Raw genomic sequence first — 20837 nt, 5'->3', positions numbered from 1 at the left:
TCCGCGTTATCCATCAATCGCGGTGCGAGCCAGAGGGTTCGCGCCGCGCTTTTGCGTGGGCGCGCGCATGACGCTGGCGGCGCGGCCACCGCAGCAAAGGAACCGCTTGCCGCTCATGACTCGTTTCCTCTCCGGGCGATTTCTCGTGAACATCGCCGTCGTGCTGGCCGCGCTGGGCGCGAACGCATTCGTCGCCTGCGAGCGGATCGTCGATCTGCGCGCGACCAATGCGAGCACGCTTCGCTCGATGAGCCTGCTGCGCGATCTGGCCGCCTACCGCGGCGCGCTTGGCGAGGCGCTCACGCAACTGAGCCGCTTCGAAGCGACGGGGATCGCGGAACCCGCCGCGCAGCACGACGCGCGCGAAAAGCATCTCGACGCGCTCGAAAGCGGCCTGCGCGCGCAATTCGCGATGCAACCCGGCGCAGGCGGCGCTTTCGACGCACTCGCCGCGCGCGCAGCCGCCATGCGCTCCGACGCGAGTCTCGCGGACGAGCGCACGCGCCGGGCAAGCGCCGATGAATCCCGCGCGTGGGCCGACACCGCGTTCGTGCTTCTCTCAGAAGACCAGCAGGCGGTGGATGAGGAACTGGCGGCGCTGCGAGACCGCATCGACACGGCAACCACGGCGGCGCTCGACCGGTCCGCGCGCGCGTCGGGCGGCGCGATGCTGCTGCTCGCGTTCACGATGCTGCTCGGCAGCGGCGCGCTCATCGCGCTCTTCTTGAGCCACGAGCGGTCGGCGCGCGAAAAGATCGGGCTTGCGCGGGCAAAGCACCGCAGAAACGAGCGTTTTCGCAGCATGTTCGAGGCGCATCCGGTGCCGATGTGGATCGTCGACCGCGAAACCATGCGCTTCGTCGCGGTGAATCCGGCGGCGAGCGAGCATTACGGGTATTCCGAAGCCGAGTTCATGGAAATGACGCTGCGCGATCTCCATGTCGCCGACGACTTCGACCGCTTCGCGGCGCGGCTTGCGCGCAGCGAAGGCGAGACGGGCGAAGCCGGCGAGCGCGCGACGCGCGGCCAGCGTTCCAGCGGCGTGTGGCGCTACCGGCATCGCGATGGTGCGACCATCAGCGCGGACGTCTCGCACCACGCGCTCACGTATTCGAACCGGCCGGGCCTCTTCATGCTGGCGAACGACGTGACCGACCGCATCAATGCGGAAGCCGAGGCCCGCCGCTCGAACGAGATGCTCGAAACGATCATCGACAACATTCCGCAGCGCGTGTTCTGGAAGGACCGCGATCTGCGCTATCTCGGCTGCAACAACGCATTCGCGCGCGACGCGGGGCTCGCGTACAACGAGCAGATCGTCGGCAAGACAGACTACGAACTGCCGTGGAGCGCCGCCGCCGACATGATCCGCACCGACGACCAGGAAGTGGTTCTCACCACCGTGCCGAAGATGCATCACGAGCACGACGTGCTCGTCGGCGACACGCTGCATACGGTCGTCATCAGCAAGCTGCCGCTGATGGATGGCGAAGGCGCGACCATCGGCGTGCTCGGCTCCTATCACGACGTGACCGACCGCAAGCGCGCCGAACTCGCGCTGCGTCTGCAAAGCCGCGCGCTCGACGCGAGCGTGAACGCCATTCTGATCACCGGCGTGGTGAACGGCGCGCATGTGATCGAGTACGCGAATCCGGCGTTCAAGCGCATCACGGGCTACGACCCGAGCGAAGTGATCGGCCGCGATTGCCGCTTCCTGCACGGCCCGGACGGCGAGCAGGAAGGGCTGACGTCGATTCGCCGCGCGCTCGCCGTGAACGCGGAAGCGAGCGTCGTGCTGCGCAACTATCGCAAGGACGGCGGGCTCTTCTGGAATCAGCTTTTCGTCGCGCCGGTGCCGAATGCGCAGGGACATACGACCCATCACATCGGCATCATCAACGACGTGACCGATCTGATGAACTATCAGGAGCAGCTCGAATATCAGGCGAATTACGACACGCTCACGCGCCTGCCGAACCGAAATCTGCTGCGCGACCGCCTGCAACATGCCATCGACCAGGCGCGGCGGCGCAACTCGCAGATCGCGGTCGTGTTCATGGACCTCGACGGCTTCAAGAACGTGAACGACAGCCTTGGACACAGCGTCGGCGACAGGCTGCTCGCGGTGATCGGCGAGCGGCTCTCGCGCTCGGCGCGTTCGAGCGATACCGTCGCGCGCCACGGCGGCGACGAGTTCGTGATCGTGCTGCCCGATCTGACCGACGAGGCCGGCCTTACCGCGTGGATGGAACGCACGCGCGCGACGATCTCCGAGCCGATCCGGCTCGACGAAACGGAGCTTTACGTCGGTTGCAGCATGGGCGCGAGCCTCTTCCCGCAAGACGGCGACGACGCCGAAACCGTGCTGAAGAAAGCCGATATCGCGATGTACCGTGCGAAAGATCTCGGCCGCAATACCTATCAGTTCTATCAGCCGGAGATGAACGCGATCGTCGGGGCGCGGCTGGATATGGAGCGGCGTCTGCGGCGCGCGCTGCGCGACGGCGAATTCCTGCTGCACTATCAGCCGCAAGTGGATATGGCGACCGGCGCGATCGTCGGGATCGAGGCGCTCGTGCGCTGGCGCGATCCCGACGAGGGGCTCATGTCGCCGGCCGCGTTCATTCCGGTCGCGGAAGAGTGCGGGCTGATCGGGCCGCTGTCGGAATGGGTGTTGCGCGAAGCGTGCCGCCAGAACAAGGCGTGGCAGGATGCGGGACTGCCGCCCGCGCGCGTGTCGGTGAATCTGTCGGCGCGGCATTTTCAGCAGCGCGATATCGCGACGCTGGTGACGTCCGTGCTCGCGGAAACCGGCCTTGCGCCGCACTATCTGGAACTGGAACTGACCGAAAGCGCGATCATGCGCAACGCTGAGGACGCCGTGATGATGCTCTCCGAGCTATCGGCGCTCGGCATCGGCATTGCCATCGACGACTTCGGCACCGGCTATTCGAGCCTGTCGTATCTGAAGCGTTTCCCGGTGCATCGGCTGAAGATCGACCGGTCTTTCGTCGCGGATATCGGCTCGTCGGGCGACGACGAAACGATCACCTCGGCGATCATCGCGCTTGCGCATTCGCTGGAATTGCAGGTGATCGCGGAAGGCGTCGAGACGCCGGCGCAGCATGATTTTCTGCGCGAGCGCGATTGCGACGAGATGCAGGGCTATCTGTTCTCGCGCCCGATGCCGCAGGAAGCCATTCCCGGCTTGCTGCGTCACGGCGTGCTCGCAAACTGAGCGCGTTTAGTCGAGCGCGTTCAATCCAGCGCGGGCAGTGCGCGCGGGCGGCGGTCGTGGTCCGTGGCGACGTAGGTGAGCGTCGCTTCCGTCACCTTCACGACTTCCTCCGCGAGACTCATGCGCTGCGCGAAGACTTCGACCGAGACGGTGATCGACGTATTGCCGGTTTTCACGATATCCGCGTAGAAGCTCAACAGATCGCCGACGAATACCGGCTGCTTGAAGAGAAACGAATTGACCGCGATGGTCGCGACGCGGCCGTTCGCGCGGCGGCTCGCCGGAATGGAGCCCGCGATGTCCACTTGCGCCATGATCCAGCCGCCGAAGACGTCGCCGTGCACATTGGCGTCGGCAGGTTGCGGCACCACGCGCAGCGCGACGGGTTTCTGAGGAAGCTTCGAATCTTGCGGCATGAAAAGGTCCCGGTTGACGTCGTGGTTTCGCGCGGAAGGCGGCCGCGAGCGTGGCCCCGATCCTTCTGCGACAATGCATGGTGATCAGCATAGGCCGCGCCTTGGCGCCCCAGCGTTCGACGAATTGTACGGGCACGCGCCGGCGTGCGCCCGCTAAAAGACAAGCAAAAGGCGTCCCCGCGCCGCGCGCAACGCGCCTTACCCACTCCAATACATGCGCCGCTACTCCAATACCGAGCCCGGTCCGGTTGCACAAGGTCCGCGCAACGACTGGCAGACGATCCGCTCCCTGCTGCCTTATCTCACCACTTACAAATGGCGCGTCGCGTTCGCGCTGACGTGTCTGATCGGCGCGAAGGTCGCGAACCTCGGCGTGCCGATCGTGATGAAGCGCATCGTCGATAGTCTCGCCTCCGTGCAGCATCTCACCGCGCTCGGCCGCGCGCACGACGCGCCCGGTATCGTGCTGATCGGCGGAATCGGGCTGCTCGTCATCGCGTATGCGGGCGTGCGGCTCTCGACTTCGCTCTTCACCGAACTGCGCGAACTGCTCTTCGCTAAAGTGACCGAAAGCGCCGTGCGGCAACTCGCGCTGAAAGTGTTTCGGCATTTGCATTCGCTGTCGCTGCGGTTTCATCTGGAGCGGCAGACGGGCGGCATGTCGCGCGACATCGAGCGCGGCACGCGCGGCATTCAGCAACTCGTCTCGTATTCGCTCTACAGCATCTTGCCGACGCTCGTCGAAGTCGGGCTCGTGCTTACGTTCTTCGTGACGAAGTACGAGGCGTATTACGCCATCGTCACGTTCATCGCGCTGTGTGCGTATATCGCGTTCACGGTGAAAGTGACGGAGTGGCGCACACACTATCGCCGCACGATGAACGAGCTGGATTCGAAGGCGAACTCGCGCGCCATCGATTCGCTGCTCAACTACGAGACGGTGAAATACTTCGGCAACGAAGAATGGGAAACGCGCCGCTACGACGAGAATCTGCAGCGTTACCGGGCAGCTGCGATCAAGTCGCAGCGGTCGCTCTCCATGCTCAACTTCGGGCAGCAGACGATCATCGGCACGGGGCTCGTGTTCATCCTCTGGCGCGCGACGCAGGGCGTGATGGCGGGGCGGCTCACGCTCGGCGATCTCGTGCTCATCAACACGTTCATGTTGCAGCTTTATATTCCGCTGAATTTTCTCGGCGTCGTGTATCGCGAACTGAAGCAGGCGCTGACCGACATGGACCGCATGTTCACGCTGCTCGGCGCGGGCCGCGAAGTGCCGGACGCGCCGAACGCAGAGCCGCTTTCGGTGACGGGCGGCGAGGTGCGCTTCGAGAATGTGAGTTTCGCTTATGAACCGGCGCGGCAGATTCTGCATGGTGTCGATTTCACCATCGCGGCGGGCACGACGACCGCGGTTGTCGGCCACAGCGGATCGGGCAAATCCACGCTTGGGCGGCTGCTGTTCCGCTTCTACGATCTGGACCGCGCGACGGGCGGGCGGATCGTAATCGACGGGCAGGATATTCGCGATGTGACGCAGGATTCGCTGCGCGCGGCGATCGGCATCGTGCCGCAGGACACCGTGCTCTTCAACGATTCGATTTACTACAACATCGCTTATGGACGGCCTTCCGCGAGCCGCGACGAAGTGATGGCGGCGGCGCGGGCAGCGCACATCCACGACTTCATCGAGGCGTTGCCGGCGGGCTATGAGACGACTGTCGGCGAGCGCGGACTGAAGCTCTCGGGCGGCGAGAAGCAGCGCGTGGCGATCGCGCGCACGCTTCTGAAGAACCCGCCGATCCTGATTTTCGACGAAGCGACATCCGCACTGGACTCAAAGTCCGAGCGCGCCATTCAGCGCGAACTCGACTCCATTGCGCGGGAGCGCACGACGCTCATCATCGCGCACCGGCTATCGACGGTCGTGCATGCCGAGCAGATCATCGTGATGGATCACGGGCGCGTGGTCGAGCGTGGCACGCACGCCGAGTTGCTGCGAGCAGGCGGGCTCTTCGCGCAGATGTGGGCGTTGCAACAGCAGCGGACGGTCGAGCCCGTTGTCGAACAGGACGATGCGGCGAAGGTTTGAGCAAAAAGTGTGAAGGTCGCGGTCGCCTGGGCCGCGACTAGCCGAAGCTGCTATATATTTCTCGCGGAATTAATTAGTCGTGCGTACCGTAACGTCGGGACCACGAGAACTGCGAGGAAAGCATGGAAAGTTCGAGCATCTGGCACTGGCTGATCGTTATCGTCTTTTGCGTGCTGACGATCTACCCGTACGTGCGCATCGTGAAGCGCACCGGACATTCCGGCTGGTGGGTGCTCACCGGACTGCTGCTCATCGTGAACTTCGTCATGCTGTGGGTCTTCGCCTTCGCGCGCTGGCCGGCGATCGACAGCAATCGCCGGCCATAAAGTGCCGCTTCACTCCATCGCATGTACGCCGTTGAGCGCGACGGCGTCGTGTCCTTGCGCCGACGTTGCCGACCACCGCAGCCATTGCGAACGCAGCAGGAATAGCGCGCCGAACGCGCAGGTCGCGAGCACGCCGAACGTCGCGAAGCCCATCTGATAGCTGCCGGTGCTTTCCTTCGCCATGCCCATGATGACCGGCAGATAGAAGCCGCCGATGCCGCCCGCCGCGCCGACGATGCCCGACAGCAGCCCCGTCTTGCCCTTCCAGCGATGCGGCACGAGCTGGAACGTGGAGCCGTTGCCGAGCCCGAACGCGAGATACAGACACACGAGCAAACCGAGGCCGCCCGCGACCGGCGGCATCCAGATAGCGAACGCAAAGTCGGCGGCGGCGATCACCGCGAGCAGCACGAGCAGCGCACGCACGCCGGTCACGCGATCCGCCACATAGCCGCCGAACGGCCGCACGATCGCGCCGAGAAACGCGAGCAGCGACATGAAGAGCCCTGCTTCGAGCTTCGGCATCTGATAGAGCGAGGTCAGCAACAGCGTCACGTACGAGGACATTCCGACGAAGCCGCCGAAGGTGATGCTGTAGATGAGCATGATGACCCACGTGTCGCGTTCGCCGAGCACGGAACGATAGCGGCGCGGCAGCACGGCAATGGCGATCAGTGCGCCAATCACCGGCAGCAGCAAGACACCCGTGCGGCCCGTGCCGAACACGCCGCCATGCACGGCCAGCACGAGCACGACGAGGCTCACGAGCGTCACCGTGAAGCTCGAGAGCGCGCGCAACGTGCTGCCCGTCTTCTCGCCTGCGTCCGATGCCCACGCGAAAAGCGCCGCGCCCGTGATGGCGAGCAGCGGCAGCGCTGCGGCGGTCGATACCTTCCAGCCGAACGCGTCGGCGAGATGCGGGAACAGGAAACCGTCGAGCACCGCGCCGATGTTGCCCGCCGCCGCGAGACCGAGCACGAGTCCCTGCACCTTCGGCGGATAGTTGCTGCCGGCCATCGGCAACGCGACCGCGAAGCTCGCGCCGCCCATGCCGAGGAACACGCCGAGCACCAGCAAGAGCGCATACGACGGCACGCCCGGAACGAGCGGCAGCACGATGCACGGAATCGACGAAAGCAGCACGCCCATCAGCGCGACGCGTCGGCCATCGGTCGATTGATAGAGATTGCCGAGCGTCACGCGCAGAATCGCGGCGGCCAGCACCGGCACTGCGACGAGAAAGCCCTGTTGCGCCGCCGACATCGTCAGGTCGCGCCCGATGAACGGCGCAAGCGGCCCGTATAACACCCAGACGGTGAAGCCCGTATCGAAGTAGAGGAAGCAGGCGAGAAGCGAGCGCCAGTTGCCGCTCTTGAGCGATGCGATGAGATTGGACATGAAGATTCCGGGTGTGGGCGATGTGCGCGCCTGAGGCGTTGTGTTCACGGCGGCCCGGATTTTTGCAAGCATCATGCCAATCTGCCTCGATGCCACGTGCCTCAATGCAGGCGCGGCTCGGCAAGGACAGAGCAAGCGAGCGGGCCAAGACAGAAGCCGCACCTCGCCCGTGCGCCATGCGTGCGCGTGGTGCGGCAAGCCTTCGCTTGATACATCGGACAGAGCGGCGCCCGCTAAAATGCCTGCTTCCCGCATTCGGCGCGGCACGGCGCGACTCCAGCATGGAACTCAAATGGCTCGAAGACTTCGTTTCGCTCGCGGAGACGCGCAGCTTCAGCCGCTCGGCCGAGCTTCGCCATATCACGCAGCCCGCTTTCTCGCGGCGCATCCAGGCGCTCGAAGCGTGGCTCGGCACTGAACTGATCGACCGGTCCGTCTATCCGACGCGGCTAACGCAAGCCGGACAGGTGTTCTACGAGCAGGCGCTCGCGATGCTCTCGCAGTTTCACGAAGCACGCACGCTGTTGCGCGGGCAGGGCGGCGCGCCGGCGGCGACGATCGAATTCGCGGTGCCGCACACGCTCTCGCTCACGTACTTTCCGCGCTGGCTTCAGCATATCGAGGCGCGGCTCGGACGCATCCGCACGCGGCTGCGCGCGCTCAATGTGCATGACGCGGTGCTCTCGCTCGTCGAAGGAGGCTGCGATCTCGTGATGGGTTATCACCATCCGAGTCATCCGGTCGCGCTCGATCCCGCCCGCTACGACATGCTCACGCTCGGTCTCGAACCGATCAGCCCGTTCTCCGCGCCGAACAAGGCGGGTCGTGCGCGCTATACGCTGCCCGCCAGCGCCGATGCGCCTGTGCCGTATCTCTCGTACACGCCCAACGCTTACCTTGGCCGCATGACCGAGGTGATCATCGCGACGGCGCCCGCGCGTCTGCATCTGGACAAAGTGTATGAAACGGATATGGCGGAAGGTCTCAAGGCGATGGCGCTCGCGGGACACGGCGTCGCGTTTCTGCCGCATAGCGCGGTCGAAGACGCGGTCGAGGAAGGGCGGCTCATCCGGCTGGACCGGGGAACACGCGGCACGCCTGCGGGTCAGTTCACGTTGACGATGGAGATCCGCCTGTATCGCGACAAGATGGCTTCGCAAGGCGACGATCCGCGTCAGGCGCTCGTCCGTGCGCTATGGGACGCAGTCGGCGAAGAACTGCTGAAGGCATCGACCGAAACGCCCGCCGCCTAAGGCTTCGCGATGTTATGCAAGAAACGCATGACCGGATAAGGAAACGGCATTGGATTTGGAAACGCCGTTTTTCGACAATTGATGTATTCCACAAACCGCTGGAGCATCAATGTCCTCTCCGAAGCTTGACCATGCCATTCCCTCGTATTTGCACGCCGACGATCTCGGCCCTTGGGGGAACTACTTGCGGCAGGTCGATCGCGTGGCGCCGTACCTCGGCTCTCTCTCGCGCTGGCTCGAAACCCTCAAGCGCCCGAAGCGCATTCTGATCGTCGATTGCCCCATCGAACTGGATAACGGCACGGTCGCCCACTTCGAAGGCTATCGCGTGCAGCACAACACGTCGCGCGGTCCGGGCAAGGGCGGCGTACGTTACCACCAGGACGTGACGCTTTCCGAAGTGATGGCGCTTTCCGCGTGGATGTCGGTGAAGAACGCGGCGGTGAACGTGCCGTACGGCGGCGCGAAGGGCGGCATCCGCGTCGATCCGCGCACGCTCTCGCGCGGCGAGCTGGAGCGCGTGACGCGCCGCTACACGAGCGAAATCGGCATCATCATCGGGCCGAACACGGATATTCCCGCGCCCGACGTGAACACGAACGAGCAGATCATGGCGTGGATGATGGACACCTACTCCATGAACCAGGGCCAGACGGCAACCGGCGTCGTGACCGGCAAGCCGATCTCGCTGGGCGGCTCGCTCGGCCGCAAGGAAGCGACGGGGCGCGGCGTGTTCGTCGTCGGCACGGAAGCGGCGCGGCGCGTCGGGCTGGAGATCGAAGGCGCGCGCATCGCGGTGCAGGGCTTCGGCAACGTCGGCGGAATCGCGGCGCGTCTCTTCCAAGAAGCCGGCGCGCGCGTGATCGCGGTGCAGGATCACACGGGCACGCTGTTCAATTCAAAGGGCATCGATACCGTCGCGCTTGCCGATCACGTCGCGAAGAACGGCGGCGTCGGCGGTTTCGCGGGCGCGGACCCTGTCTCGAAGGACGAGTTCTGGACCATCGAGAGCGACATCCTGATTCCGGCCGCGCTGGAAGGGCAGATCACCGAGCAGAACGCGCCGAAGATCAAGACGAAGATCATTGTCGAAGGCGCGAACGGCCCGACCACGACCGCCGCCGACGACATCCTTCACGATAAGGGCGTCCTCGTGATTCCGGACGTCGTGGCGAACGCGGGCGGCGTGACCGTCTCGTACTTCGAATGGGTGCAGGACTTCTCCAGCTTCTTCTGGACGGAAGACGAGATCAACCAGCGCCTGGAGCGCGTGATGCGTGAAGCGTTCGCAGCGGTGTGGCAAGTGGCGAGCGAGCAGCAGGTTTCGGTGCGCACGGCGGCGTTTATCGTCGCGTGCACGCGCATTTTGATGGCGCGCGAAATGCGCGGCCTGTACCCCTGATCGCATGCAAAAGCGCGTGCATCGAAAGCGCGGCGAGGCGCGGCGTTGCAGCCGCGCCACCTCCCCATAAAAGTGGCGGCGTTCCCTCGGAACGCCGCCACTTTTTTTATCAATTTCGCGTAATATGCGCGCCTACGCGGAGTTGCACTCGGTTGCACCGGCCGTCTCTAAAATGCGACGAACACCGGTTAACGATCATTCTTTCAGAATTATTACCCTGCTAAACTTGGCCCCGGTTTTTCGCCACAGGAGATCGAACACATGAAGGTTAAAAAGGCTGCGCTGCTCGTCGCCGCGCTGGGAATTTTCGCCACGGGCGCCTACGCCCAGGACGCGGGCACGCTCAAGAAGATCAAGGACACGGGTGTCATCTCGCTGGGGCATCGCGAATCGTCCATTCCGTTCTCGTACTATGACGACAAGCAAAACGTGGTCGGCTATTCGCAGGAGTTCGCGCTGAAGATCGTGGAAGCGGTCAAGCAGAAGCTGAACATGCCGAACCTGAAGGTGAAGCTGACGCCGGTGACGTCGCAGAACCGCATTCCGCTCGTGGGGAACGGCACCGTCGACATCGAATGCGGCTCGACCACGAACAACGCCGAGCGCCAGCAGCAAGCGGCTTTCTCGAACACCATTTTTGTGATCGGCACGCGCCTCATGACCAAGAAGGACTCCGGCGTGAAGGACTGGGCCGACCTGAAGGGCAAGACCGTCGTGACGACCGCCGGCACCACGTCCGAGCGCCTGCTTCGCAAGATGAATCAGGAAAAGAACATGGGCATGAACATCATCAGCGCGAAGGATCACGGCGAGTCGTTCCTGACGCTGTCGACGGGCCGCGCTGTCGCGTTCATGATGGACGATGCATTGCTCGCCGGCGAGCGCGCCAAGTCGAACAATCCGGGCGATTTCGTGATCGTCGGCGCACCGCAGTCGCATGAAGCATACGGCTGCATGATGCGCAAGAACGACCCCGAGTTCAAGAAGGTGGTCGACGACGCGATTGCGAAGGTCGAGACGTCGGGCGAAGCCGACAAGATCTACAAGAAGTGGTTCGAAAGCCCGATTCCTCCGAAGGGGCTCAACCTGAACTTCCCGGAAAGCGACGACATGAAGGCTCTGTTCAAGAGCCCGAATGACAAGGCAATCGACTAACCGGTTCGGGTAAAGAACGAACGAGACGGAAGGAGCCTTGCTTCTTCCGTTTCTTTTTGGAGTGAGTCCATGTCTTATCACTGGAACTGGGGCATTCTGCTGAGTCCGGTTTCCACCGGCGAGCCCACTACTTACCTCGGCTGGCTGATCTCCGGCTTCTGGGTGACGATTACCGTGTCGCTCGCGGCCTGGGTGATCGCGCTCGTGGTCGGCTCGTTGTTCGGCATCTTGCGCACGGTCCCGAATCGCACGCTGGCGGGCATCGGCACCGTCTATGTCGCGATCTTCCGCAATATCCCGCTGATCGTGCAGTTCTTCATTTGGTATCTCGTGATACCGGAGTTGCTGCCGCCTTCCATCGGCAACTGGTTCAAGCAACTGCCGCCTTCCGCGCAGTTCTTTTCGTCGTCGATCATCTGTCTCGGGCTCTTCACCGGCGCGCGCGTGTGCGAACAGGTGCGCTCGGGCATCAGCGCGCTGCCGCGCGGACAGCGCAACGCGGGCCTCGCGATGGGCTTCACGCAATGGCAGACGTATCGCTACGTGCTGATGCCGGTGGCGTATCGCATCATCGTGCCGCCGCTCACGTCGGAATTCCTGAACGTGTTCAAGAATTCGGCGGTGGCTTCGACCATCGGTCTGCTCGATCTGTCGGCGCAGGCGCGTCAGCTCGTGGACTACACCGCGCAGACCTATGAATCGTTTATCGCGGTGACGCTGGCGTACATGCTCATCAATCTGGTCGTGATGCTGCTCATGCGCTGGATCGAAGCGAAAACGCGGCTGCCTGGCTACATCGGAGGCAAGTAATGCATCAGTTCAACTGGAGTGGCGTCATCGGCTCGCTGCCTACGCTGTGGACGGGCGCCATCATCACGCTGCAGATCACGCTGCTCGCCATCGTGGTCGGCATCGTGTGGGGGACGGTCCTCGCGCTGTTCCGGCTCTCGGGCATCAAGGTGCTGCAATGGTTCGCGGGCGCGTACGTCACGCTGTTTCGTTCCATCCCGCTCGTGATGGTGCTGCTGTGGTTCTTCCTGATCGTGCCGCAGGTGCTGCAGAACGTGCTCGGGCTGTCGGCGGATATCGATATTCGCCTTGCATCGGCGATGGTCGCGTTCTCGCTTTTTGAAGCCGCGTACTATTCGGAAATCATTCGCGCCGGCATTCAGGCGGTGCCGCGCGGGCAGGTCAACGCAGCGTTCGCGCTCGGCATGACCTACGGTCAGGCGATGAAACTCGTCGTGCTGCCGCAGGCGTTCCGCGCCATGGTGCCGCTTCTGCTCACGCAGGCGATCGTGCTCTTTCAGGACACGTCGCTCGTCTATGTGATCAGTCTCGCGGACTTCTTCCGCACGGCGACGAATATCGGCGACCGCGACGGCACGATCGTCGAAATGGTGCTGTTCGCCGGGGCATGTTATTTCGTGGTGTGCGTGGCGGCGTCGGCGCTCGTCAAAGGTCTTCAGAAAAAGGTCGCAAGATGATCTCTATCAAAAATGTTTCCAAGTGGTACGGGCAGTTTCAGGTGCTCACCGACTGCACGACCGAAGTGAAGAAGGGCGAGGTCGTCGTCGTGTGCGGCCCGTCGGGGTCGGGCAAGTCGACGCTCATCAAGACCGTCAACGGGCTGGAGCCGTTCCAGAAGGGCGAGATCAGCATCAACGGCCAGTCGCTCACGGACAAGAAGACGAATCTGTCGAAGCTGCGCTCGAAGGTCGGCATGGTGTTCCAGCACTTCGAGCTGTTCCCGCATCTGTCGATCGTGCAGAACCTGACGCTCGCGCAGATCAAGGTGCTCGGCCGCTCGAACGACGAAGCGACGCAGAAGGGCCTGAAGCTGCTCGATCGCGTCGGCCTGCGCGCGCATGCGGACAAGTTTCCCGGGCAGCTCTCGGGCGGTCAGCAGCAGCGCGTCGCGATTGCGCGCGCTCTCTCGATGGACCCCATCGCGATGCTCTTCGACGAGCCGACTTCCGCGCTCGATCCGGAGATGATCAACGAAGTGCTCGACGTGATGGTGGAGCTCGCGCAGGAAGGCATGACCATGATGTGCGTGACGCACGAAATGGGCTTCGCGAAGAAGGTCGCGCATCGCGTGATCTTCATGGACCGTGGCTTGATCGTGGAAGACGACCAGAAGGACGCGTTCTTCGCGAACCCGAAGTCGGACCGCGCGAAGGACTTCCTCGCGAAGATCCTGCACTGAGCTTTCGCAACGCTCGAAAGAACGCGGCGCTTCTGAAAAGAAGCGCCGCGTTTTTTATTCGATGCCCAGTTCCGACTCGACTGCCGCCGTCGTGCGGATCTCGTCGATTTTCAGCGCGGACCCGACGCACGCTTTCGCAAGCGGCTCGGCGGCCTTTCTCGCGACTGCCTCGGGCACCGGAATGTTCAGCGTGCGCGCGAGCGCGCCTTGCTGGAACATCGCGAGGTCGCCGGGGGCGAAGCGCGTCCACACTTCGTTATCGGTGAGCGGCGAGGTTGCGATCACGGCGACGCGGTCTTCCGGCGTCGTGTACTTCGCGAAGTCGATCGACATGTCCGCGTCGATCAGATGCGCGGTCGAAAACGGCCAGCTGCGCACGAGGTAGTACAGATGCGTCGAACAATGCGAGAACAGCGCCTGCCCGTTCGACATCAGGAAGTTGAACACGCCGTATTGCGTGATCTCGCGCGTGAGCGTGGCGAGCGCCTCGAAGAGTTCGTCGAGCGGCGGCTGAGAGCACGGAAACGCGCGGCGCAAGCCTTGCAGCAGCGCGCAAAACGCGAGTTCGCTGTCGGTGGTGCCGACCGGCTGATAGACGCCCGTGAGTTGCGGCGCGTGACCGTTCAGGTCGCCGTTATGCGCGAAGATCCAGTGCCGGCCCCACAGCTCGCGCATGAACGGGTGGCAGTTCTCCAGAAGGATATGCCCTTGCGTCGCCTTGCGAATGTGCGCGATGGTGTTCTTCGACTTGATCGGATACCGCTTGACCATTTCGGCAAGCGGCGAACTCGCCGACGACTGATGATCGATGAACAGTCGGCACGCCTTGTCCTCGAAGAACGCGATGCCCCAGCCGTCCGCGTGGTGATCCGTCATGCCGCCGCGCGCGGCGAAACCCGTGAACGAGAAGGTCACGTCGGTCGGTTCGGCGCAATTCATTCCGAGAAGTTGGCACATGTTGCTCGATGCGGCGGGCGAAAGCCCTGAAGTCGGGTTGTTACAATACGTCCGACAAGCATATCACCGGGGCATTCCCGAAAAAATCGAACGCGGTGGCCGCCCGGCCGCCGTTGTGGAATTTCCACGGCGGTTCTTTCCGGTTCTATGCCGCCGCTGCGCAGGTGCTTGCTTGCGAATCGCTTTCTCTCAACGTCCTCGCCGTCATCACGCCATGTCCGCTACTTCCGCATCGCCCGATTCGCCTACGACTCTCACTTTGGCGCGCCCCGACGACTGGCACTTGCACGTGCGCGACGGCGCGACGCTTGCCGCCGTGCTCCCGCATACCGCGCGCCAGTTCGGCCGGGCGATCATCATGCCGAATCTGAAACCGCCGGTCACGACGACCGGGATGGCCGCGGCGTACCGCGAACGGATCATCGCCGCGTTGCCGAAGGAAGGCGCGGCCGCGCACTTCGAGCCGCTGATGACGCTCTATCTCACCGACAACACGCCGCCCGACGAGATCCGCCGCGCGAAAGACAGCGGCTTCGTGTACGGCGTGAAGCTGTATCCGGCCGGCGCGACGACGAATTCCGACGCGGGCGTGACGGATCTGCTCGGCAAATGCGCAAAAACGCTCGAAGCGATGCAGGAAGTCGGCATGCCGCTCTTGACGCACGGCGAGGTGACGGACAGCGACATCGACGTATTCGACCGGGAGAAGGTGTTCATCGACCGCGTGATGACGCCGCTGCGCCGCGATTTCCCGGCGCTCAAGGTTGTGTTCGAGCACATCACGACGAAAGACGCCGCCGATTATGTGCGCGAAGCGCAAGGCACGATCGGCGCGACCATCACCGCGCATCACCTGCTTTACAACCGCAACGCGATTCTCGTCGGCGGTATCCGTCCGCACTATTACTGCTTGCCGGTGCTCAAGCGCGAGACGCATCGCGTGGCGCTGGTCGAGGCGGCGACGTCCGGTAATCCGCGCTTCTTCCTCGGCACCGACAGCGCGCCGCATCCGAAGGGCCTAAAGGAGCACGCGTGCGGCTGCGCGGGCTGCTACACGGCGCTGCATGCGCTGGAACTCTATGCAGAAGCCTTCGACGAGGCCGGCGCGCTCGACAAGCTCGAAGGTTTCGCGAGTTTCCACGGCGCGGACTTTTACGGCTTGCCGCGCAGCGCGGACACGGTGACGCTCGAGCGCGCGTCGTGGACGCTGCCCGCTGAGTTCGCCGCAGGCGATTCGCAAATCGTGCCGCTGCGTGGCGGCGAGTCGATCGGCTGGCGGTTCGTGGAATCGGCCTGACGGTTGCAGCGGTGTCCGCGCGTTTCGACGAGATCGACTGGACGCGTCCGTGGCTCGCACCGCTCGCGCCGCGCGGCACGCGATGGCAGGCGGCGGCGCTCGACGGTCCGGCACGCTATCTCGAAGAGCTGAATGACGACGCCGCGCAAGCCGTGCTCGTTACAGGGCGCGGTGAGCCGCTCGGGTTCGTCGCGCAGGAATCGCTGCCGGAAGGCGCGTCGTACGAGGCGTATATTGCCAAGACCGGCTGCGTGCCGACGCGTCACAATCTTCACGATTTCTTCAACGGCCTGATGTGGTTCGCGTATCCGCGCATCAAGGCGGCGCTCAACGCGTGCCAGGCGGATCAGATCGACGCGCTCGGCATCGGCCCGACGCGCGGCGGCGTGCGCGATGCGCTCACACTCTTCGACGAGAACGCGGTGCTGTTCGCGTGCGCCGACCCATCGCTCGCCGATGCGCTGCGCCGCTTCGACTGGCGCGCGTTGTTCCTGGCGGGGCGCGCGTCGTGGGGCAGCCGGTGCGAGGCGCGCATCTTCGGCCACGCGTTGCTGGAGAAACTCGTTGCGCCGTACAAGGCGTGCACGGGGCACGCGTGGATCGTGGAAGTGCCGGCCGCCTATTTTTCATCGGACGATGCCGCCCGCCGCTCCGTGCTCGACGATCACGTTTCCCGCAGTCTGATGGCCGAGCCGCCCGCGAGCCGCGCATTCGCGCCGCTGCCGGTGCTGGGCGTGCCAGGCTGGTGCGATGCGAACGCGGACGCAGCGTTCTACGACGACCCGTCCGTCTTCCGTGCCGGCCGGCGCATCGCGGCAGGCGCAGCGAAGCACGCGAAAGCCGCATGTTAAAATCGGTGTCGCAAAGCAGGCCAGGCAGTCGCGGCTTCGGCGCTTATCAGCGTCGAGGGCGAGGAAAGTCCGGACTCCGCAGGGCAGGGTGATGGCTAACGGCCATCCGTGGCAACACGCGGAACAGGGCAACAGAAAGCAAACCGCCGATGGCTTCGGGCGCAAGTCCGGAGATCAGGTAAGGGTGAAACGGTGCGGTAAGAGCGCACCGCGGCCGTCGCGAGACGTGCCGGCACGGTAACCTCCACCCGGAGCAATTCCAAATAGGCAGGCGCGCATCTACGGATGCAGGACGGTGCCCCCGTTCGTCTGCGGGTAGGAAGCTCGAGCGCGTCAGCAATGGCGCGCCTAGAGGAATGGCTGCCACGCGCGCTCGCCTTCGGGCGGCGTGCGCACAGAATCCGGCTTATCGGCCCGCTTTGTCGTCATTCAAAAGAAAGAGCCGGCGTCATGTCTGACGCCGGCTCTTTTTTCTGCGACGCGCTTAGCGTTCGACGATATCGAACGAATGCGTGAGTTCCGCGGTCTTGGCGAGCATGATCGACGCCGAACAATACTTGTCGTGCGACAGATTGATGGCGCGTTCCACTGTCGCGGGGTTCAGATTCTTGCCCGTGACCGTGAAGTGGAAGTGGATCTTCGTGAACACCTTCGGGTCTTCGCTTGCGCGCTCGGCCTTGAGCGTGACCGAGCAGCCTTCGATTTCCTGGCGGCTTTTCTTGAGAATCATCACGACGTCGTAGGCGGTGCAGCCGCCCGTGCCGAGCAAGACCATTTCCATCGGTCGCGGCGCGAGGTTACGGCCGCCGCCTTCCGGCGCGCCGTCCATGTTGACGAGATGACCGCTACCGGTTTCGGCGGCGAACGCCATGCCGTCCTGTCCCATCCAGCTCACTTTGCATTCCATGCTCAGGCTCCGCCCGCTTGACGCGTTGTAGACAGCTTTCATTGTAGCGGTTCATCGAACGGTCATCGTGGAACGAGTTCGCGCATTTTCCGATTGACGCGGGCGGGGAGCCGGACCCCGCTTAGCCACGAGTGGCGGGCGGACAGTCGGCGTTCTCGCCGGATGAGCGGCGCCGCGCCCTTGCGAGCGGAACGTGGATACCACATTATGAAATTCACTCTCATCATGCGAATCTTCTTGCTTTGCAGCATGGCCGTGCCTATACTCAGGCCATTGGTTGTCGCAGTCGACGAACCTACAGCGTCTCCTCCACCTCCTCCTAGGTGGATTGAGCCCGAGCTTCACATGCTCGGGCTTTTTTTCGTTCTTCACGCCGCGCGGCGGCTGCAGTCTGCGTCCCGAAAGCCGCAACCCTTTGACGCAGCGAGCGTTTTCCCGCTATACTTCAAAGTTCTCTTCGTCACACGCCCGCGGAGAGAAGTCAGGGAGAGCCTGCACGCGCAAGGAAAGTCATTTAGCGCACTCATATAAGCAGGACCGAACAAGGTAAAGAGCAAAGGGCAGATTAATTTTTGGATCGATCATGAAGACGTTTTCCGCAAAAGCCGAAGAGGTGACGCGCGAATGGTACGTGATTGACGCGACGGATAAGGTTCTCGGCCGTGTCGCCAGCGAAGTGGCACGCCGTCTTCGCGGCAAGCATAAGCCTGAATTTACTCCGCACGTCGACACCGGTGACTACATCATCGTCGTCAATGCCGGCAAGCTGAAGGTCACCGGCAACAAGACCACGGACAAGAAGTACTACCGTCACTCGGGCTACCCGGGCGGCATCTATGAAACGACGTTTGGCAAGATGCAAGAGCGTTTCCCGGGCCGCGCGCTCGAGAAGGCTGTGAAGGGCATGCTGCCGAAGGGCCCGCTCGGCTACGCGATGATCAAGAAGCTGAAGGTCTACGCTGAAGCCACGCATCCGCACACGGCTCAACAGCCCAAGTCGCTCGAGATCTAAGGGAGCCCACATGATCGGTAACTGGAACTACGGTACGGGCCGCCGCAAGAGCGCCGTCGCTCGTGTCTTCATCAAGTCGGGCAAGGGCGAGATCATCGTCAACGGCAAGCCCATCGCCGACTATTTCTCGCGCGAAACGTCGCTGATGATCGTGCGTCAGCCGCTGGAACTCACGAACCACGCCACCACGTTCGACATCAAGGTCAACGTGAACGGCGGCGGCGAAACGGGTCAGGCAGGCGCGGTCCGCCACGGCATCACCCGTGCGCTGATGGACTACGACGCAACGCTCAAGTCGCAACTGTCGAACGCTGGCTTCGTCACGCGTGACGCGCGTGAAGTGGAACGTAAGAAGGTCGGTTTCCACAAGGCACGCCGCAGGAAGCAATTCTCGAAGCGTTAATCGCTTCGGGTTTCGCCGGTTTTGCCGGCGAAGCTGCTGCGAAAGCCGCCCGCACTGCAAGGTGCCGGCGGCTTTTTCTATTGCCGCGATTTGCCGGAATCAGTCGAATTTGCATATAGCCTCTTGATTCCATGGGCTTTCGGCACGATTTTGAGATCAGCCCTACAATAGCGTCTAGAAGCTAAATTGGAGAGTTCAATGAGCGCAGTCAGCGACACCCCCACGACCGAAATGCCGATGCCGTTCGTCTTCACCGACGCTGCTGCGGACAAGGTCAAGCAGTTGATCGACGAAGAAGGCAATCCGGATCTGAAGTTGCGCGTGTTCGTGCAAGGCGGCGGATGCTCGGGCTTCCAGTACGGTTTCACGTTCGACGAAGAGATCAACGAAGACGACACCGTGATGGACAAGAGCGGCGTGCAGCTGCTCGTCGATTCGATGAGCTATCAGTATCTCGTCGGCGCGGAAATCGACTATAAGGACGATCTCAACGGCGCGCAGTTCGTGATCAAGAATCCGAACGCGACGACGACGTGCGGTTGCGGTTCGTCGTTCTCGGTCTGAGCGCGGATCGAATGGTTGTGTAGAAACGGAGCCTTCGGGCTCCGTTTTTCGTTGCACAGCCGAGAAAACTCAGCGCGGATAGATCGCGCCGAGCACGCGCTCACCGGCCGCGCCCGTCACGGACGCTAGATTGCCGGGCTCACGCGCCACGCAGCGCATCGCGAGCCACGCGAACGCGAATGCCTCGACCTGCTGCGGCGGTACGCCGAGCGCCTCGGTGGTCATGACGGGCACGCCCGAGACGCCGGTTTCGTCGAGCGCCTGTTGCAGCATTCTCATGAGCACCGGATTGCGCGCGCCGCCGCCGCAGACGTAGACCGCGCGGGCGTCGGATGCGTGGCGCTCTATCTCTCGCGCGACCGTCACGGCCGTGAGCGCGGTGAGCGTCGCCTGCACGTCGGCGGGGGCGAGCGCCGAGAAGGGCGCGAGCTTCGCATCCAGCCAAGCCGGATTGAACAGATCGCGCCCGGTGCTCTTGGGCGGCGCTTCATCGAAAAAAGGCTCGTCCAGCAGCGCGTTGAGCAGCGGCCGGTTGACCTCGCCGCGCGCCGCGAACTGGCCGCCGTCGTCGTATGGTTTCTTCAGATGCCGGTGCGCCCATTCGTCCAGCAACGCGTTCGCCGGGCCGCAATCGAAGCCGCGCACCGCGCCGCTCGCCGCCAGAACCGTGATATTGCTGATGCCGCCGAGATTACAGACGACGCGCGTCTCGTTCTTCGCGCCGAAAATCGTCGCATGAAAAGCCGGCACGAGCGGCGCGCCCTGACCGCCGGCGGCGACATCGCGGCTGCGAAAATCTGCGATCACGTCGATATTCGTCATCTCGGCGAGCAACGCGGGATTGTTGATCTGCCGCGTGTAGCCCTTTTCCGGCCGATGCCGCACCGTTTGCCCGTGTACGCCTATCGCGCGCACCTTGGTCGACGAATAGCCGCTCACGCTCTGCAATTCGTGGCAGCACACGGCGTAGCGCGTGGCGAGCGCGTTCGCGGCGAGCGCCTCGCGTTCCAGTTCGTTGTCGCCGGGCGCCTGCAGCGCGAAGAGCGCATCGCGCAGGCCCTCGGAGAAGGACACGTGCGCCTCGCCGAGCACGACGGGCGGCTTGCCCGCCGCGAACTGCACCGCGACGCCATCCACGCCGTCCATGCTCGTGCCGGACATCAGGCCGAAGTACACGCCGTCTGCCTTGCCGGGTTCGATTGCTTCGGCCTTTTTCCCCACGCTCTTCTCCTCGTCGATGCTCGTCGTCGCTCGTCCATCAACGCGCGATTATCCGCGCATCCGCGCTGATCGTTAAGACGCAGCCACCGCACGCGGCCGCCGCCGGATGCGCGCATGGCGCCAAACGGACCGCATG

General features: G+C 63.5%; 19 protein-coding genes and 1 other RNA gene. 15 read left to right on the top strand and 5 right to left on the bottom strand.

All coding sequences use genetic code 11. The features are described 5' to 3' along the window. Positions 1–115: 115 nt before the first annotated feature. Positions 116–3238, top strand: coding sequence for an EAL domain-containing protein (locus tag P9239_RS16270; protein WP_309752645.1), 3123 nt, complete (start codon positions 116–118; stop codon positions 3236–3238). A gap of 20 nt (positions 3239–3258) precedes the next feature. Here the strand turns inward: P9239_RS16270 and P9239_RS16265 are convergent, their stop codons facing one another. Continuing rightward, positions 3259–3654 (bottom strand): acyl-CoA thioesterase, encoded by a 396-nt coding sequence (locus P9239_RS16265; RefSeq protein WP_309752644.1) that lies wholly within the window; start codon positions 3652–3654, stop codon positions 3259–3261. 214 nt (positions 3655–3868) lie between these two features. Between P9239_RS16265 and P9239_RS16260 the strand changes: the two genes are divergently transcribed. Together P9239_RS16260 and P9239_RS16255 are read left to right on the top strand one after the other, a co-directional pair. Continuing rightward, positions 3869–5746: an ABC transporter ATP-binding protein/permease gene (locus P9239_RS16260; protein ID WP_309752642.1), complete on the top strand. Its 1878-nt coding sequence runs from the start codon at positions 3869–3871 to the stop codon at positions 5744–5746. A 122-nt stretch (positions 5747–5868) separates the two neighbouring features. Then, positions 5869–6072 (top strand): hypothetical protein, encoded by a 204-nt coding sequence (locus P9239_RS16255; protein WP_309752641.1) that lies wholly within the window; start codon positions 5869–5871, stop codon positions 6070–6072. 9 nt (positions 6073–6081) lie between these two features. On the opposite strand, the gene P9239_RS16250 is transcribed toward P9239_RS16255, so the two are convergent. Next, positions 6082–7470 carry an MFS transporter gene (locus P9239_RS16250; RefSeq protein ID WP_309752639.1) on the bottom strand — a complete coding sequence of 463 codons (1389 nt, stop codon included), beginning with the start codon at positions 7468–7470 and terminating at the stop codon, positions 6082–6084. A gap of 281 nt (positions 7471–7751) precedes the next feature. Between P9239_RS16250 and P9239_RS16245 the strand changes: the two genes are divergently transcribed. The 6 genes from P9239_RS16245 (at position 7752) to P9239_RS16220 (ending at position 13489) form a co-directional block, all read left to right on the top strand. Continuing rightward, on the top strand, positions 7752–8723 hold the full coding sequence (locus P9239_RS16245; protein WP_250471245.1) for a LysR substrate-binding domain-containing protein: 972 nt from the start codon (positions 7752–7754) through the stop codon (positions 8721–8723). Between the two features lie 109 nt (positions 8724–8832). Next, positions 8833–10125: a Glu/Leu/Phe/Val dehydrogenase gene (locus tag P9239_RS16240; protein ID WP_309752634.1), complete on the top strand. Its 1293-nt coding sequence runs from the start codon at positions 8833–8835 to the stop codon at positions 10123–10125. Between the two features lie 261 nt (positions 10126–10386). After that, positions 10387–11280 carry a glutamate/aspartate ABC transporter substrate-binding protein gene (locus P9239_RS16235; protein ID WP_309752632.1) on the top strand — a complete coding sequence of 298 codons (894 nt, stop codon included), beginning with the start codon at positions 10387–10389 and terminating at the stop codon, positions 11278–11280. Between the two features lie 69 nt (positions 11281–11349). After that, positions 11350–12090: an amino acid ABC transporter permease gene (locus P9239_RS16230; RefSeq protein ID WP_309752630.1), complete on the top strand. Its 741-nt coding sequence runs from the start codon at positions 11350–11352 to the stop codon at positions 12088–12090. Continuing rightward, the gene (gene gltK / locus P9239_RS16225; protein WP_309752628.1) at positions 12090–12767 is read left to right on the top strand and encodes a glutamate/aspartate ABC transporter permease GltK; all 678 of its coding nucleotides are present in this window, start codon (positions 12090–12092) and stop codon (positions 12765–12767) included. The genes P9239_RS16230 and gltK overlap by 1 nt, the downstream gene beginning before the upstream one ends. Then, complete coding sequence (locus P9239_RS16220; protein WP_309752626.1) at positions 12764–13489, top strand: amino acid ABC transporter ATP-binding protein; 726 nt, start codon at positions 12764–12766, stop codon at positions 13487–13489. Before gltK ends, P9239_RS16220 begins: the two co-directional genes overlap by 4 nt. Before the next feature lie 54 nt (positions 13490–13543). Here the strand turns inward: P9239_RS16220 and P9239_RS16215 are convergent, their stop codons facing one another. Then, positions 13544–14446 carry a class II glutamine amidotransferase gene (locus P9239_RS16215; protein ID WP_309752624.1) on the bottom strand — a complete coding sequence of 301 codons (903 nt, stop codon included), beginning with the start codon at positions 14444–14446 and terminating at the stop codon, positions 13544–13546. 214 nt (positions 14447–14660) lie between these two features. Between P9239_RS16215 and pyrC the strand changes: the two genes are divergently transcribed. The 3 genes from pyrC (at position 14661) to rnpB (ending at position 17019) form a co-directional block, all read left to right on the top strand. Next, complete coding sequence (pyrC, locus tag P9239_RS16210) at positions 14661–15743, top strand: dihydroorotase (RefSeq protein WP_309752622.1); 1083 nt, start codon at positions 14661–14663, stop codon at positions 15741–15743. Positions 15744–15754: 11 nt separating this feature from the next. Then, positions 15755–16594 carry a DUF3025 domain-containing protein gene (locus tag P9239_RS16205; protein ID WP_309752620.1) on the top strand — a complete coding sequence of 280 codons (840 nt, stop codon included), beginning with the start codon at positions 15755–15757 and terminating at the stop codon, positions 16592–16594. 12 nt (positions 16595–16606) lie between these two features. Beyond that, an RNA gene (rnpB, locus tag P9239_RS16200) (RNase P RNA component class A) lies at positions 16607–17019 on the top strand. 59 nt (positions 17020–17078) lie between these two features. On the opposite strand, the gene P9239_RS16195 is transcribed toward rnpB, so the two are convergent. Then, on the bottom strand, positions 17079–17501 hold the full coding sequence (locus P9239_RS16195) for an OsmC family protein (RefSeq protein ID WP_159835228.1): 423 nt from the start codon (positions 17499–17501) through the stop codon (positions 17079–17081). 583 nt (positions 17502–18084) lie between these two features. Between P9239_RS16195 and rplM the strand changes: the two genes are divergently transcribed. The 3 genes from rplM to erpA all read left to right on the top strand — a co-directional run bounded on the left by rplM (position 18085) and on the right by erpA (position 19480). After that, the gene (rplM, locus tag P9239_RS16190) at positions 18085–18513 is read left to right on the top strand and encodes a 50S ribosomal protein L13 (protein WP_159835229.1); all 429 of its coding nucleotides are present in this window, start codon (positions 18085–18087) and stop codon (positions 18511–18513) included. 10 nt (positions 18514–18523) lie between these two features. Beyond that, the gene (gene rpsI, locus P9239_RS16185) at positions 18524–18916 is read left to right on the top strand and encodes a 30S ribosomal protein S9 (protein ID WP_008351569.1); all 393 of its coding nucleotides are present in this window, start codon (positions 18524–18526) and stop codon (positions 18914–18916) included. 198 nt (positions 18917–19114) lie between these two features. After that, on the top strand, positions 19115–19480 hold the full coding sequence (gene erpA, locus P9239_RS16180) for an iron-sulfur cluster insertion protein ErpA (protein ID WP_175939444.1): 366 nt from the start codon (positions 19115–19117) through the stop codon (positions 19478–19480). Between the two features lie 69 nt (positions 19481–19549). Here the strand turns inward: erpA and P9239_RS16175 are convergent, their stop codons facing one another. After that, positions 19550–20680: an anhydro-N-acetylmuramic acid kinase gene (locus P9239_RS16175; protein ID WP_309754098.1), complete on the bottom strand. Its 1131-nt coding sequence runs from the start codon at positions 20678–20680 to the stop codon at positions 19550–19552. Positions 20681–20837 lie beyond the last annotated feature (157 nt).

The organism is Caballeronia sp. LZ062, from assembly GCF_031450785.1.
Lineage (GTDB): Bacteria > Pseudomonadota > Gammaproteobacteria > Burkholderiales > Burkholderiaceae > Caballeronia.
Note: the sequence above shows the minus strand (reverse complement) of the source record. Positions and strands in the feature narration are given on the sequence as shown.